Origin of the sequence: Alteromonas sp. CI.11.F.A3 (genome assembly GCF_032925565.1) — a bacterium.
Classification (GTDB): domain Bacteria; phylum Pseudomonadota; class Gammaproteobacteria; order Enterobacterales; family Alteromonadaceae; genus Alteromonas.
In genome coordinates this window covers 897,417-911,805 of the sequence record NZ_CP136708.1, presented here as the reverse complement: position 1 = coordinate 911,805, position 14,389 = coordinate 897,417, and the positions used below count along the sequence as shown (strand labels likewise).

General features: G+C 41.9%; 14 protein-coding genes. 11 read left to right on the top strand and 3 right to left on the bottom strand.

All coding sequences use genetic code 11. The features are described 5' to 3' along the window. Window positions 1-42 precede the first annotated feature (42 nt). Both R1T43_RS03965 and R1T43_RS03960 read right to left on the bottom strand, forming a co-directional pair. Window positions 43-540: a hypothetical protein gene (locus R1T43_RS03965; RefSeq protein ID WP_317353114.1), complete on the bottom strand. Its 498-nt coding sequence runs from the start codon at window positions 538-540 to the stop codon at window positions 43-45. Between the two features lie 304 nt (window positions 541-844). Beyond that, entirely contained in the window at window positions 845-1,276 is a 432-nt protein-coding gene (locus R1T43_RS03960; protein WP_317353111.1) for a hypothetical protein, read from the bottom strand. Window positions 1,277-1,870: 594 nt separating this feature from the next. Between R1T43_RS03960 and R1T43_RS03955 the strand changes: the two genes are divergently transcribed. From R1T43_RS03955 to R1T43_RS03915, 9 genes are all read left to right on the top strand, one after another. Beyond that, window positions 1,871-2,428: a hypothetical protein gene (locus R1T43_RS03955; protein ID WP_317353109.1), complete on the top strand. Its 558-nt coding sequence runs from the start codon at window positions 1,871-1,873 to the stop codon at window positions 2,426-2,428. 1 nt (window position 2,429) lies between these two features. Beyond that, entirely contained in the window at window positions 2,430-3,467 is a 1,038-nt protein-coding gene (locus R1T43_RS03950; protein ID WP_317353107.1) for a glycosyltransferase, read from the top strand. Beyond that, entirely contained in the window at window positions 3,464-4,507 is a 1,044-nt protein-coding gene (locus tag R1T43_RS03945) for a glycosyltransferase (protein WP_317353105.1), read from the top strand. The genes R1T43_RS03950 and R1T43_RS03945 overlap by 4 nt, the downstream gene beginning before the upstream one ends. After that, the gene (locus R1T43_RS03940; protein ID WP_317353102.1) at window positions 4,494-5,543 is read left to right on the top strand and encodes a glycosyltransferase; all 1,050 of its coding nucleotides are present in this window, start codon (window positions 4,494-4,496) and stop codon (window positions 5,541-5,543) included. The genes R1T43_RS03945 and R1T43_RS03940 overlap by 14 nt, the downstream gene beginning before the upstream one ends. Continuing rightward, window positions 5,528-6,364: a glycosyltransferase family 2 protein gene (locus R1T43_RS03935; RefSeq protein ID WP_317353100.1), complete on the top strand. Its 837-nt coding sequence runs from the start codon at window positions 5,528-5,530 to the stop codon at window positions 6,362-6,364. Before R1T43_RS03940 ends, R1T43_RS03935 begins: the two co-directional genes overlap by 16 nt. A gap of 241 nt (window positions 6,365-6,605) precedes the next feature. Further along, the gene (locus R1T43_RS03930) at window positions 6,606-7,157 is read left to right on the top strand and encodes a hypothetical protein (RefSeq protein WP_317353098.1); all 552 of its coding nucleotides are present in this window, start codon (window positions 6,606-6,608) and stop codon (window positions 7,155-7,157) included. Between the two features lie 3 nt (window positions 7,158-7,160). Next, window positions 7,161-8,924 (top strand): OmpA family protein, encoded by a 1,764-nt coding sequence (locus R1T43_RS03925; protein WP_317353095.1) that lies wholly within the window; start codon window positions 7,161-7,163, stop codon window positions 8,922-8,924. Between the two features lie 15 nt (window positions 8,925-8,939). Continuing rightward, window positions 8,940-9,425 (top strand): Rab family GTPase, encoded by a 486-nt coding sequence (locus R1T43_RS03920; RefSeq protein WP_317353091.1) that lies wholly within the window; start codon window positions 8,940-8,942, stop codon window positions 9,423-9,425. A 9-nt stretch (window positions 9,426-9,434) separates the two neighbouring features. Then, window positions 9,435-11,540 (top strand): EAL domain-containing protein, encoded by a 2,106-nt coding sequence (locus R1T43_RS03915; protein ID WP_317353088.1) that lies wholly within the window; start codon window positions 9,435-9,437, stop codon window positions 11,538-11,540. Between the two features lie 75 nt (window positions 11,541-11,615). Here R1T43_RS03915 and fghA read toward each other — a convergent pair whose 3' ends face one another. Further along, window positions 11,616-12,458, bottom strand: a complete 843-nt coding sequence (gene fghA / locus R1T43_RS03910) for an S-formylglutathione hydrolase (protein ID WP_317353085.1) — start codon at window positions 12,456-12,458, stop codon at window positions 11,616-11,618. Window positions 12,459-12,582: 124 nt separating this feature from the next. Here fghA and R1T43_RS03905 point away from each other — a divergent pair, with 124 nt between their 5' ends. Both R1T43_RS03905 and R1T43_RS03900 read left to right on the top strand, forming a co-directional pair. Further along, on the top strand, window positions 12,583-13,497 hold the full coding sequence (locus R1T43_RS03905) for an acyltransferase (RefSeq protein WP_317353083.1): 915 nt from the start codon (window positions 12,583-12,585) through the stop codon (window positions 13,495-13,497). Further along, a complete protein-coding gene (locus R1T43_RS03900; protein WP_317353080.1) occupies window positions 13,494-14,387 on the top strand; it encodes an acyltransferase in 894 nt (297 codons plus the stop codon). Before R1T43_RS03905 ends, R1T43_RS03900 begins: the two co-directional genes overlap by 4 nt. Window positions 14,388-14,389: the final 2 nt, after the last annotated feature.

Below are 14,389 nucleotides of genomic sequence, written 5' to 3'. Positions count from 1 at the left end.
CAAAAAGGGAGCGCAATGCACTCCCCTTACTTTTTAGCTAGCTTACGCTGAGCCTACTTTCACATCATCAAAGAGCTTAAACGTTTCTTTAATGGTGTCTTTCTGATCGCTATCTTCGTAATGTACGCCAACTAAAACGGCACCTTCTTTAATAGCATCTTCGTAGAACTTAACTTCATGTTCTGGAATTGCGAGACCTACTGCACCGCCTATCAATCCCCCAGCGGCTGCGCCCGCACCGCCAGATGCCAATGCAGCAACTATTGGCCCACTGGCAAGTATTCCTGCACCGCCAGTCGCCACCACACCCACAGCGGCTAAACCGCCCACAACTGCGGCTAGCAAACCGCCCGAAGAAGCACCGATTGCTACCCCTTCCGGTAACTTTGAATTCTCTGTAAGCGCAAAGCTCTCTTTAGTAAGAGACTCATTAGCCACTAGGGAAATATTTGCATCACTGAACCCTTTTTGTTCTAGGGCAGTTATTGCAGCGCTCGCTTCACTCGGGTGTTTAAATAAACCTGTAATTACATCACTCATCATTATCTCCTTCTATTCAAAGTGTTGGTTATAAAAGCAATATTGCTTTTAGACTTGCAATGTAAAGCAGCAACCTTCACGCCAATAATCAAAGAAACCGCTACATCCGCCTTATACAAGGGCTCTGCAGAGAAACCCGGCAAACATTACAGAGATCATTAATGTAGCGTTAAGGTATAAATTACTCACACTACAGGCAGGTATGAGTAAAAATGTCTTCCTAAGGGTGACGGGTAAAGCGGGCTTTTATCTGAAAGGGATTTATTCAGGTAGACTTCTATGGAAATGCCACACAGCAGCTTACTTATTTACTTCTTAGGTCAGAGTTTGAAAAAATATTGTAGTAATAAGTGGCAGACCACGTCAGCATCATGAAACCTGTCAACGATATCAGTGCGATTAATAGCGCGAGTTCATCAATAGGCGCAGAAAAGAAGCCGCCTAACGTGGTGAAGCTCACCGCGGCAATTTGAATGTAATCAATCATTGTTAGTGAAACTGGCTGTTGGAAACCTGCTAACCCTATTTCGGTGTAAGAAATAAACAGAACAACACTAAACCACATTATTTCTGCAAAATGAATAATAAAAAGGCATATCACCACAGTAACGCTCATTAAAAAATGTGATGTGAATTGCTTAGTAGATTGGGTTACAAAACGTAGCGACCAATAGTGAAAGACGATACTTGCAAGCGCACTCATAAAGGCAATAGTAAGGGTAATAAGTATCGACATAATATTTCAGCATCCTTATTAAATCAGTTCACTTAACTCGGTAAGTCTATAACGTGCAACCGCACGCTTAAGCGACACCACTATTTAGTGGTGTCGCTTAAGTCATTAATTATTTTTAACCTTCTACGTAAATTAAGATCACTTGCTGAATATTCAGTCTTTGTAAATTTGTCTTAAGGAGGGGAAAGCTTTTCATTGAGAATAAATACGATAATGCTGCAGACCACCGAATAATCAACGGCTAAAGCCCTATTAAGAAAGCGGCACATGTATTGCTAATCATAAATTGTAGGCATACGTTGCAGCGAATTATTGCTTCGTATTTCAAAGCGCAATCTGTAACACCGTATTCAGTATTTTTATCTTCTATTAAGTATCTCGCTACTAAACGCCGAGGAGCTGCGTTGCTCAACGGTGTTAGCTTATCGACAAAAAGGAATTTGATTATGGTTTTTCTAAATACATCTCAGTTGCATGCAGAAGTGAAAAAGTCCGAGAAGCTTCTGCGGAAACTTCCCTACTGGAAAGTGTCTCAAAAATTAAGGTTAGAGCTAAGACTGAAACAGCTTAAGCATCAAATACAGGGATAACACTATGTCTTGTGACGTAACCGCTATTTTTGTGACCTATAAAATGATTGATGCGGCGTTAAATAATATCGACAGGTTCGTCTCGGCAATTCCCTCAGGCAGGGTGGTACTGGTTGATAACTCGCCTTGTGCGTATAGGAATACTTCGTTTTTTGCAAAGCATATAGCAAGGTTAACTCCCCGTTGTCACTTCATAAAAAGTGACATTAACTGCAGATTTCATGCTTATAATTTGGCACTGAGTACGCTGTGTGAGGGAAAAGTTTTATTTCGAACCGATGACGACGAGTTCGACGAGCAAGCTACTGCTCAATTGCTCAGTCAAAACTGGGAAGGCTTTGCGGTAACACCACACCATTTTGATAGACGATTACAAACCCCCGATAACTATCAACGCCCATTAGAGTCCTGCATATTTGACCTCTCCTTTTTAGAGGAATTACTCCCGTTTCAACACAAAAAAGTGCCGACTGGCTACTTCTTGAGGCGGCATTTGAACTGCGCTCACCTTACCGAGGTGAACAGGTCATACTTTATAAAGCAGGTCATGGCAGGGACGTGAAATGAGAATTGCGCTTATTGCTCATCCTAGGTTTCCTATTAAGTCCCCATTTCCCGGCGGGTTAGAAGCATTCGTGTCGTCGCTTATAGACTTCTACGCTGAACACGTTGATGTTACTGTCTATGCCCATCCTGAATCGGATATTCCCAAACATGTAAACTTTGTCACTTTTCCTTTAGATAGTAAGGCCCATGAAACCTATCCTGAATTAATTGAGAATGACTTCTTATTAAAAGTCATGGAAGATATTTTAGTTAAGCAATTCGATGCGGTTCACAATAACGCAATTAGCCCTATTCCCGCCGTATGGGCGTGTAAATACGACATTCCACTACTTACAACATTGCATACTCCGCCTTACAGCCGATTGAAAGCTTCCGCAGAGTTAACCTCACTATCACCGAATGTGCACTACAATGCCGTATCTTTTAGTGTGGCAGAACAGTGGCAACCTTATATTAGCGATACCATTGACGTCATTTACAATGGCATTGATTTGTCGAGTTGGTATGACACGAAAACTTCCACTGACTCATTAAAGGCTTCGCTATTTAGCTTTGGCCGAATAGTGCCTTCAAAAGGATTTGATTTAGCTGCAAAAGCAGCTGCGTTAGTTGGTATTCCTCTCAACATTGCTGGTCCTATCTACGACAAACATCACTTTGAAAATGATATTGCCCCCTATCTTGGCAAAGGTGTTAACTATTTAGGGCACCTATCTCATCAAGAGTTACAAGTGCAGCTTAAGTCAGCTCAATCAGCAATCTTTGCCGTGAGATGGGACGAACCTTTCGGTTTGTCTACGGTAGAAGCGATGGCCTCAGGTACACCGGTAGCTGCATTTAATCGAGGGGCTTTTCCCGAGGTTGTGTCTCAAAAAGGCGGAGCGCTTGCCTTAGGCAATAACGTCGATAGTCTGGCGGATGCCATCATCGCTTCTTTAGATGTCCACAAAGATGATGTATTGAGCCGCGCACAGAAATTCCCCCTCACAACCATGTGTAACCGGTATATCACCAAATTAATGGAAATTGCATGAGAATTTTGATGGTTACCAGCCCTATTGTCTCGCTGCGCCAACCTTTTAAAGGCGGAACTGAGGCTTTCGTTGTCAGTGTGGCCAATGGCTTTGCTAAAAGAGGCCATCAGGTAGATGTGTTATGCCAAGATGCAGATGAGGACAACAAGTTTAATACCTTACAATTGCAAGAGTCGGCATTTCGTATGCAAGACGCCATCACCTCTGAAAATGAAGGCCAGAAACTGTTTCAAGCTGCGCAGTTTGGGTTATTTGATAGCACCGCTTACGACGTTGTTCATTTTCATAGTTACTATCACGCGATGTACGAGTTCGCATTTTTTCATCAACGCAGCAATATTATTACACTTCATAGTCCTTTATCAGACCGATTAGCGCTAACTCACCAGCTTAACAGTGCCAGGGGTAACGATCGTTACATTGCGGTTTCATCCCGCTTAGCGCGAGGTTGGGAAAATACGATACAAAGTGATATCGCAGTCATACCTAATGGCATAGATTTCGATAGCTTGCCCACGGTCGGTAGTGTAAAACCAAACCGCGACGCGGTTTGGGCAGGGCGAATTTGCCCCGAAAAAGACCCCGTAGCAGCCATTAAAGCAGCGGTGTTATTGGACATAGGTTTAGACATCTATGGCGCGATAACCGATACCGATTACTTTGAAAAACAAATCCGCCCCTTGCTCAATCACACCGTGCGATATCGCGGACACTTATCACACCACGCGCTACTGACGAAGTTTACCGATTACAATGTTCTTTTCATCAGTGCGCTGTGGGAAGAGCCTTTTGGCCTCATTACCCTTGAAGCATTGGCGATGGGGCTTCCCGTTATCGGAACGAGCCCAGCGATACCGGAAGAGCTTCGTCGTGCACCGCTTACACAGGTCATTGATATCACCAATGAATTTGAAGTAAAAACGGCTTATCAAAAAGCGTTAAAAACATCACCAGCAAGCTGTCGTCAATTTGCTAAAAAGTTTGATATTTCACATACCCTTGAAGCTTATGAGATGGAGTATGAACATGCTCGAGCCTAATATTCTGCTGTATATCCATCATCATGGTAAAGGCCATTTAGCTCGCTGTAAAAAGCTTATCAATGTTATTAAAAAACATGCAAAAATTGAAATAGTCGCCGCAGATAAAGACTTTTCACACACCCTCAAAAGTGTGTTTACCCACATTCCCATACATCTCCTTCCTTCGAAATGGGAAGGTATAAATGGTGTACAAAATAGAACATTTGATAGGGCATTTGAAGGTGTACCGTTTAGTCAAGGCGCGGCAAAACGTGCACGTGCCTTTCATCGTATTGTGGTAGAGCGAAATATCACAGGTTTCATTAGCGATGTTTCTGCAGAACTCACCATTTATGCTCGGGGGGCTGGGCTAAAAGTGTTAATGCAAAGGCATTCGGGTGATACCAGTGTCGACCCCACCCAAGTTTTTGCCTATCAATGTTCTGAAGCCCTTTATGCGCCCTATCCTGAATTATGTGAGTCTCCTGATTTTACCTTTCGACAGAAAACCCACTTCTTGGGTATGCTAAACAATGACACCACGCCGCTATCCAAACATGAAGCGGGAGTTACGCTAGTTCACAACGATATCCGTGTTATCGACAGCGTATGTAAGCAGCTTTCTTATTATGACTTACCCGTTAAGGTTATCGGTAGTTGCCCCACTCATTGGACGCCCCCTTCTCATATAACATTTATAGGTCGTGTTGATAATCTTATTGAGCACGTAAAGACAGAAGTTGTGATATGCGGGGGAGGAAATAACACAGTCTGTGAGCTGCTATCACGTAAAAAGAAACTGGTTATTATTCCCGAAGAAAAGCCTTATCAAGAACAACTTACCAAAGCTCGCAGATTAGACAATATGAATGCAGCCGTTTTGCTATCCCCAGCAGTGTTAGATGAAGAAAAAAGTGTCAGTCGGGCTATCGAAAAAACACGCGGTTTATGTGACCGCACCCTAAACACATTGTATCAAGACTCTGTGAATCTTGACTGGTCTGCAGAATTTGAAAAAATCGTTAAGGATAATTTGCTATGCCCTTCTCAATAGTGACATTAGTAAAAGGTAGAAAAAAACAACTAGAAAATATGCTACAGAGCATACGCCAAAGCTCAGTAAAACCTGAAGAGGTGATTATTGTTTGGATGGAAGCACAAACCGAGCAAAGCACGGTAGAAGACCCTGAGCTCCTCCTTAAACAAGTCTATTTAGCGGGTCACCATTTGCCGCTTTCTGAAGCAAGAAATTTAGGGTTTAAACAAGCCACCAACGATTTGATCGTATTTCTTGATGTCGATTGCATTTGTGGCCCTAGGTTACTGGAAAAACTAATCGCTAAAGCAGACGATAAAACGATTACATCTGCACCCGCCCGCTATCTTCCTTTTGTGCCTCTGTCGGGGGATTACTGTATGGTAGCAAAAAGCGCATGCACGCACCCAAAACGAGTTTCACTGGAAACCAATACGCCCCTACCCTATAAAAACTTCTGGTCTTTAGTTTTTGCCATCACCACAGAAACATTCAATCTCATCGGTGGATTTGATGAGAACTTTACAGGCTATGGTGGTGAAGATACCGATTTTGCTGAACGATTTAATCAAAAAGGCATTCGTTTCATTTTTGTCGACGATGAAGTTCTTCATCAATATCATCACAAATATATGCCGCCTTTAAACTACTTAGAAGCGATAGTGGATAACGCTAATTACTTCAATCGTAAGCACGATTATTTCCCTATGTACCGGTGGTTACAAACGTTTTGCGATATGGGCTATATCACATATAAGCAAGACCAAAATATTTTTGAAACTATTGCTCTGCCAAGTCAAAAAGACATCAACAGCACTTTATCTACTTTACCCTACTAATACGTCTTCAATATCCCTGCTGCTTAGCAATTTCGTTAGCAGGGTTGTGCTTATTTCAACTTACTGAATAGCAAAATTTTTTTTAAGTATCACAAAGCGCTATCTACCTATTGTGTATTTCAAATTTTATAAATTACCGCTATTGTATAAGAAATGACAAATACCCTATTGTTAGCAGTACAGTGAAAGCACCTTTCACGACACCAGCAAAATAACACTGCGCCCTTCGGAGATATTAATTATGGCAGATAAAAAGCCAAAGGATCAGCAAGCTCAACCGGCTAATAGCGCTGAAAGCATGCCCCAAGCCGCTGACGAGTTATCTCAATTAAAGGAAATACTCTTTGGCCAAACCAATCGTGATTTCCGCTCGGATTTATCGGCCCTTGAGTCACGAGTTAATGATAATTTCTCAAAGCTAAATCAACATTTAGATGAACAATTTACTGAAATCCGAAAATTGATTGATACACAAATCAGTGAATTGTCTACTCAGCTTGTCAGTGCAAACAACAATCACAGCAATGTGCAAGAACAGCTACAAAGTACGACAGATAAATTGCAAAGTGAGTTAGAGATAGCTGAAACCACAGCTAAAAACGACAACAATGCACTGGAAGCTCATGTGGTAAAAGAGCTGGAATCATTGGATAGCGTGTTCAGCAAGCGTCATCAAGAGCTTCTTGAAAAACTACAACAAGTGACCAGTGAACTTTCAGAAAACAAAACTGACAGAAAAACGTTGGCCAACTTGCTATCGACTATGGCAACTAACTTAACGACCGACAACTAATAAATGACGGATAACGCTCCATCATCTGAGCAAGATGACAACTCTCTCGATAGGATCAGGGAGTTATTAATCGGTCGCGATGAAAAATACATCCAAGAAAAGTTTGATAAAGATCCTAAAGGATTTGTCAGTAAAGTAGTTTCTGAAGCGTTATTTGAACGAGAAGCTAAAGACGGTTCGGTAAATAAAGTCTTGGTTCCTCTTGTCGAGAAATCATTACATCGTTCAATAGAAGCTAATAGCGAAAAAATCGTGGGGACCTTGTATCCACTCGTCGGCACCTTGGTACGAAAAGCGGTGTCTTCCTTTTTGTTGGAATTTGTTGAGCGTACCAACACACTTATAGAGAATAGCCTAAGCCCTAAAAGTATCTCTTGGCGATTCAAAGCATGGCAGTCAGGCATTAAATACTCTGAGTATGTGGCGTCTCAAATATACCAATATCAAGTTCAGCAGCTTCTCGTCATCCATCGAGAAACGGGTACATTACTGCACAGTATTTCATCCGATCCAGATAAGGAAAAAGACGCCGATCTTATTTCTTCAATGTTAGTGGCCATTAATGACTTTGTCGCAGATGCGTTTGGGGTCACAAGCAATCAAACTGATAATGAATTAGACGAAATAAAAACAGAGGATTTCACGTTATTAATCGCAGTAGGTCCTCAAGCCATATTAGTTGCCGCAGTGACAGGAAGTGTTCCGGCCCAAGTAAAAAGCAAGTTGCAGCAGGCATTAGAAGAGTTTCACCAGTTTTATCAGCAACCACTCATTAACTATGATGGCGATAATGCGCCCTTTGTCGGCTCTGAAACCTTGTTGGCTGACTGCCTTTTAAGTGAAAGAAAAGATAGTGAAAAAAACAAGTCAAAGCGCATGTTCGGCGGTATTGTTATCCTTCTTTTGCTCTGCGGGTTAGGCTTTCTCTGTGCTGCACGATTATCTTTAAGCATTCTTAAAAGCGAACTACACGAACTTACGCCCCCTCCTGGTTTGTTAGTTACCGATACTTATATATCGAAAGGAAAGGTTCATGCGAAAGTGTTTCGTGACCCCGTTGCAATGAGCGTTTCAAACTGGCTCAATGACAATGATATCAATCTCAATAAACTAACTATTATTGAGGAACCTTACCTCTCATTAAAAACCGAAGTGATTGTGCAAAAGCTTTCAGCCGTCGTAAATAATGCGTCGTTACGTGAAGGTGAATCTCTTAACCTTGAGCAAAATGACGAAGGAAAGTGGGAAATTTCGGGCTCACTGTTCACCGCCCATTCCAACGAGCTACTTCAACGAATTCGCGCTATTCCAGGTATAAACTTAGTATTTCTGGATACCAGTAAAATCACTATTATCCCTTCAGAGCAAACAGAAACTTTGGCGCTTAAAAAGGCAAGGCTGACTAAGCTGGCAAACAAGATATCTTCGCAAAATGTACTTTTTGCTACTAACCAAGAAACCATTTCTGAAGTACAGTTAACTAAACTAGCATTGTTAGCTAATGATATTAAGGCGTTGCAAACGCTAGCACAGGCCACGAAAACCGATGTCAGCATCATTATTATGGGCGCCAGTGATAATACGGGCTCTAGTGTTAATAACCGCGAGCTTAGTCAACGTAGAGCACAGAATGTCTTTGATTCAATGATATCACTCGGGGTAGATAGTGATATGCTCATACCAGTGAGTTTAGGAGAATTACCATTACAGCAGCCATCAATGGGACGGTCGGTTATGTTAAACGTTTTGATATCTGACTCACAGTAGAAAGGAAGCTTAGAATTGATACAGAAAAAAGTATGTATTTTAGGGCCTACTGGCGTTGGTAAAACAAGCTTAGTAAAACAGTTTGTTGAAAGTATTTTCTCTGAAAAATACAAAACTACTATTGGCGTAAAAATAGATAAAAAACAAGTCAATAAAGAGGGCCGCGGCGTTCAGTTATTGCTGTGGGACCTAGAAGGTATCGACAGATACTGTGGGTTCAACCCTCGCTACTTGCGTGGTGCTAGTGCATATATCATTGTCGTTGATCAGACTCGTTCTCAATCACTTTTAGAAGGTATTGAAATACTCGAGATGGCAAAGGAGCATTACCCAGATATTCCGGCTTTTTTCGTGGTCAATAAAACCGACCTGCCTTCAAGCTGGCACTGGAGTGAAGAAGAACTTGATTCCTATGCAAAAAATTTTGAATCACTAACAAAAACCAGTGCAAAGACCGGAGAGAATGTCGAAAACCTCTTTAGTACAATTGCGTTTTGGTAGGAGCTACGTATGGATATACACCTTCTTAATGCGCTAGGAATAACAGACTGCGCTATCTTTAAAAGCACAACGAGCCTTCAATGCCTCACGCCTGATGTTTCGTGGCTACATAAGATTGCCACCCTAGATGATGATAACAAGGTTAATCCAGACAATTTCTCCTCCATTTTTCTAGACGACTTTATGACAGATGCCAATGATATTTGGCAAAACGACACCGTTTTCACGCTATCCTCAGGGTTTTGGACTGAAGAGACAGAGAATGAATCGATCCATCTAGAAGCGCTTGCTATTAATAGTGGCAAAGGCGAACACTTCTTAGTCATAAAGAATGTAGAAACCCAATACGAAGAAAAACAAAAAACACTACAAGCTGCCAGAGAGCTCCTTTTAAGCCATCACGAAATTGTTGGTCAGCATGAATACATCCGTCAACGTCTAGATAAAACACTGCTTAAAAACAAAAATTACGAAAAGCTGGTTCCCCCCATAAAACAAGCTATCCACCACTTAGAAACTGGGGTGGTTATTTTAGATAAAGACCGTGAAACGGTGTTAGATAATAAGTCCGCTAGGCAACTCCTTTCTTGCAGCCGTTCCAATGACAGTGCCAATAGGCTTGAACATTTACTTGAAGACGTGAGCGTGCCAGACACTTTCCTCCCAACGCTCATCGAAAAGCGTTCAGCATGGCAAGGTGAGCTCTATTGGCAACCCACGCAAAATTATGAAGTATGGTTACAGGTCACCATTCATCCTGTTATTCACGATAATGAACTCACCCATTGGGTATATCTTCTTACCGATATCAGTCACATTCGAAATAAAGAAGAAAGCGTACTCTCTGCTACGGGCATGGACTCGTTGACTAAAATTGCCAACCGTAATTTTTTCAATAGCTATGTTCAGAAGTTGGTTCAAGAAGACGTTAAATTTGCTCTATTTATTATAGATATACGAGAGTTTAAGAAGATTAACGAAAAACTTGGTTACCATTCAGGTGATGAAATACTCAAGTCTTTTGCATCAAGATTGCAAGGTTTTGTTGGCAATAGTGGGTTTATCGCCAGAATAGGGAGCAACGAGTTTTCCATTGTAAAACGCACCGATACTTTCAGTGGCGTTAGCTCATTAGATTATGCGCAGGATATGAAGAAGAAGCTGGTGACTACCTATACCTCGCTTCATGGCGCTGAATCGAACCTTGGGATCAACATTGGCATTGCGAGTTATCCCCAACACGGAGAGCAAGGGAATATATTATTGCGTCATGCGGATATCGCCCTCCAGATTGCGAAGTTTCAAGGTAAAAACGTTATTCTTGAATACAGTGAAATGCTGCAACGCCAGCATCAGAGTATGTCTGAGTTGGAAAGCAAACTTCGCACCGCCATTGAAAACAATCAATTAGCGCTTTTCTTACAACCTATCGTTGATTTGGAAACCGGTAAAATTGTTAAGTGCGAAGCATTAGCGCGCTGGAAAACAGAAGACGGAAGCTACATTCCACCGGATGTTTTTATTCCGATAGCTGAACGTACTGAACTGATATTCCCATTTGGTGAATGGTTAGTAGAAGAAGCGTGTAATGCTATTGATAAGCTTACTGAAGCTAATTTAGACATTCGCCTAGCGATTAATATCTCTGGCCGACAGGTCACCGACCTTGTGCTGCTTCACCAAATACAGTCATCATTGAAGCGCCGCGCTATTGACCCAAGGCATTTATCGATAGAGCTCACCGAGAGTGTGTTTATTGACAGTTTGGATACTGTGTCTGTGCTGCTGAACGAACTTAGAGCTATGGGTATTACCATATCAATTGATGATTTTGGAACCGGTTTTAGCTCTTTGGTTTACCTTAAAAAGCTTCCTATTGATGAACTAAAGATAGACCGTTCTTTTGTGAGCGATTTAGAAGCGAACACCGACGATCAAGCTATTATTCAAGCTATTTTAGGCTTGGCCAAAAATTTAAATATTAGCATTATTGCCGAGGGTGTTGAAACGCAAGATCAACAAGCATTTTTGGTAGACAACGCATGTACTTATGCCCAGGGTTACTACTTTGACAAACCAATGTCGATTGGGGACTTCGTAGAAAAGCTGCGCTAGAAAACCGCATTAGAGAGCGGCGATATAACGCTTAGTCACGCAGCTAACTAACGCACTTATACGGGACGCTGGCGCTTAAATTAGGCCTAAATGCCCAGCGTGAAATTCTAAGTGATCTTCAATAAACGACGCTATAAAGAAGTAACTATGATCGTAGCCTTCATGCATGTTCAGCGTTAATTGCGTATCTGTTTGCTGAGCCGCTTGCACGAGCGCTAGTGGTTTTAATTGTTCTGACAAAAACTCATCACTATTTCCCTGCTCAACTAATAATGGAATGGCATGATTGTTACTCGCAATAATCTTTGCAGCATCGTATTCATCCCATGCTGATTTATCATCACCTAAATACTGGCCCAATGCTTTTTGACCCCATGGACAATCAGAAGGGTTCGCCACTGGGCTAAACGCAGAAACAGAGACATAACGATTCGGATTACGTAAACCAGCGACAAGCGCGCCATGACCGCCCATTGAATGACCGCTAATTGCACGCTCTTTTGTCACGGGGAAGTGTTCCTCTACAACGCTAGGCAGCTCTTCAGTGACATAGCTATACATCTGATAGTGCTCTTTCCATGGTGCTTGTGTTGCATCAACATAAAAACCAGCACCTAGCCCAAAATCATAAGCACCGTTTTCGTCATCAGGAACACCTTCACCCCGAGGGCTTGTATCTGGCGCAACAATTGCCATTCCAAGCTCTGCGGCTAACTTCATCGCTCCCGCTTTTTGCATAAAGTTTTGGTCGTTACAGGTAAGCCCTGACAGCCAATATAAAACCGGCACTGGCTTTTCAGCGGAGGCAAACGGTGGTAGATAGATTGCAAATGTCATACTGCAATTGGTGCTCTTTGCATCGTGACTGTAGCGTAAATGCCTACCGCCAAACGCACGATTTTCACTAATAAGCTCCATAATGGCTCCTGTACACTAATAAATTTAGAAAAATAACCACTTTGCTGTAGCAAACAGTAAAGGGTCTATCGGATTTTAAATCAAGTTCGTTTACACTAAGTGCCTAATTTTTGAGGTAAGTACGATGATAAGAAGCCTAATGCATCATCTGGTTGGCACCATTTCAGTAATTTTTTATTTTTTAAATACGGTTTTATGGGCAACGCCCATCATTATTTTGTCTTTTTTCAAACTTATTCCGCTTGCGCCATGGAGACGATTCATATCGTACATTTTGGACGCTTGCGCAACCGCATGGATTACGATTAATAATCTTAATCAGCGAGTAAGTAGTAGAACAAAATGGGATGTTACAGGCCTTGACCAACTTACCCGCAATGACTGGTACTTAGTTATTGCTAATCATCAATCTTGGGTCGATATCTTGGTTTTACAACGCGTATTCAACCGAAAAATCCCGTTTTTAAAGTTCTTCCTTAAAAAAGAGCTTATTTACGTACCTATTTTAGGCCTAGCCTGGTGGGCTCTCGATTTTCCCTTTATGCGTCGATACTCAAAATCTTTCTTAGCAAAGAACCCGCATTTAAAAGGGAAGGATATGGAAACTACCCGTAAAGCATGTGAAAAGTTTCAAACCAAGCCGGTAAGTATCATGAATTTTGTGGAAGGCACTCGTTTTACCCAAGAAAAACATGATCGACAGAACTCTCCGTTTAGCCACCTGCTTAAGCCTAAAGCCGGCGGCGTGGCCTTTGTACTTTCTGCCATGGGCTCACAATTACACAAGCTAATTGACGTAACGATTGATTACCCTGGTGGCGTTCCCTCATTTTGGGATTTCGTCAGTGGCAAAGTACGTGATATACGGGTCAGTATCAAGGTGACTCCTATCACGGATATTACCGAAAATGGCTACTTCAACGATAATTACTTTGACGACCCGAAAGTAAGAAGCCAATTTCAGCGTTGGTTAAATAGCCGCTGGCAAGATAAAAACGACCAATTAGAATCGATTAACGCAACTCAGAAGCCACTATGATCCGTACCTTGTTGTCCCCTGTAATTTTCGTGATCCACACCGTGCTTCAAATAGCTAACTTAGCGCTGTGGGGAGGACTGATCATCTTGTTCGGCGTAGTTAAACTAATACTACCATCAGGTAAAATTACCGAGGCGTGGAATAGCGTGATGCACGCTTGCTTGTTTAGTTTCGGCCGCGTTAGTGTATTACTCATTCGCCTTTTTAATAGCGTAAACATTGAGTGTGCAGTGCATGGTGAATTATCAAAAGAAAGATGGTATTTAATTATCGCCAACCATCTTAGCTACCTTGATATTGTGTTGCTTATTGAATTTGCTACTCACCGCATACCAGCCCCTAAATTCTTCCTTAAAAAGGAATTAATTTGGCTTCCTTTTGTAGGGTTAGGTGCTTGGGCGTTAGATATGCCTTTTATGCACAGATACACCAAGGCCTATTTAGAAAAGTACCCTGAGAAAAAAGGCAAAGATTTAGAAACGACAAGAGCATCTTGTGAAAAATTTCGCACGGTGCCCACCACTGTCATTAACTTTGTTGAAGGCACCCGATTTACCACACAAAAACATCACCAGAAGCGCAGCCCTTATGAAACCTTACTTCCCCCTAAAGCGGGTGGCGTTTCTTTCACTTTAGCGGCAATGGGGGAATTGTTTACGAATGTACTCGATATTTCTTTACTGTATCCAGAAAACAAACGCCACCCCATGATGGCGATGCTAAGTGGCACCATGACCAAAATTATAATCGATGTTAATGTGATGCCAGTGCCTGCACTTCAGCAACACTCTGCATTGAGTGAACCGGAGTTTCGCACCACGTTTCAAGATTGGCTCAATGCCATGTGGAAAAATAAAGATAGCCGTATCAAACGTCTTTTGGAGTCGTAATT

Bases quoted from the DNA above. Each gene is read 5' to 3' on its own strand.
- R1T43_RS03905 (WP_317353083.1), top strand. From the start codon at position 12,583: ATGATAAGAAGCCTAATGCATCATCTGGTTGGCACCATTTCAGTAATT.
- R1T43_RS03935 (WP_317353100.1), top strand. From the start codon at position 5,528: ATGCCCTTCTCAATAGTGACATTAGTAAAAGGTAGAAAAAAACAACTA.
- R1T43_RS03925 (WP_317353095.1), top strand. From the start codon at position 7,161: ATGACGGATAACGCTCCATCATCTGAGCAAGATGACAACTCTCTCGAT.
- R1T43_RS03950 (WP_317353107.1), top strand. From the start codon at position 2,430: ATGAGAATTGCGCTTATTGCTCATCCTAGGTTTCCTATTAAGTCCCCA.
- R1T43_RS03930 (WP_317353098.1), top strand. From the start codon at position 6,606: ATGGCAGATAAAAAGCCAAAGGATCAGCAAGCTCAACCGGCTAATAGC.
- R1T43_RS03940 (WP_317353102.1), top strand. From the start codon at position 4,494: ATGCTCGAGCCTAATATTCTGCTGTATATCCATCATCATGGTAAAGGC.
- R1T43_RS03900 (WP_317353080.1), top strand. From the start codon at position 13,494: ATGATCCGTACCTTGTTGTCCCCTGTAATTTTCGTGATCCACACCGTG.
- R1T43_RS03965 (WP_317353114.1), bottom strand. From the start codon at position 540: ATGAGTGATGTAATTACAGGTTTATTTAAACACCCGAGTGAAGCGAGC.
- R1T43_RS03915 (WP_317353088.1), top strand. From the start codon at position 9,435: ATGGATATACACCTTCTTAATGCGCTAGGAATAACAGACTGCGCTATC.
- R1T43_RS03945 (WP_317353105.1), top strand. From the start codon at position 3,464: ATGAGAATTTTGATGGTTACCAGCCCTATTGTCTCGCTGCGCCAACCT.
- R1T43_RS03960 (WP_317353111.1), bottom strand. From the start codon at position 1,276: ATGTCGATACTTATTACCCTTACTATTGCCTTTATGAGTGCGCTTGCA.
- fghA (WP_317353085.1), bottom strand. From the start codon at position 12,458: ATGGAGCTTATTAGTGAAAATCGTGCGTTTGGCGGTAGGCATTTACGC.
- R1T43_RS03955 (WP_317353109.1), top strand. From the start codon at position 1,871: ATGTCTTGTGACGTAACCGCTATTTTTGTGACCTATAAAATGATTGAT.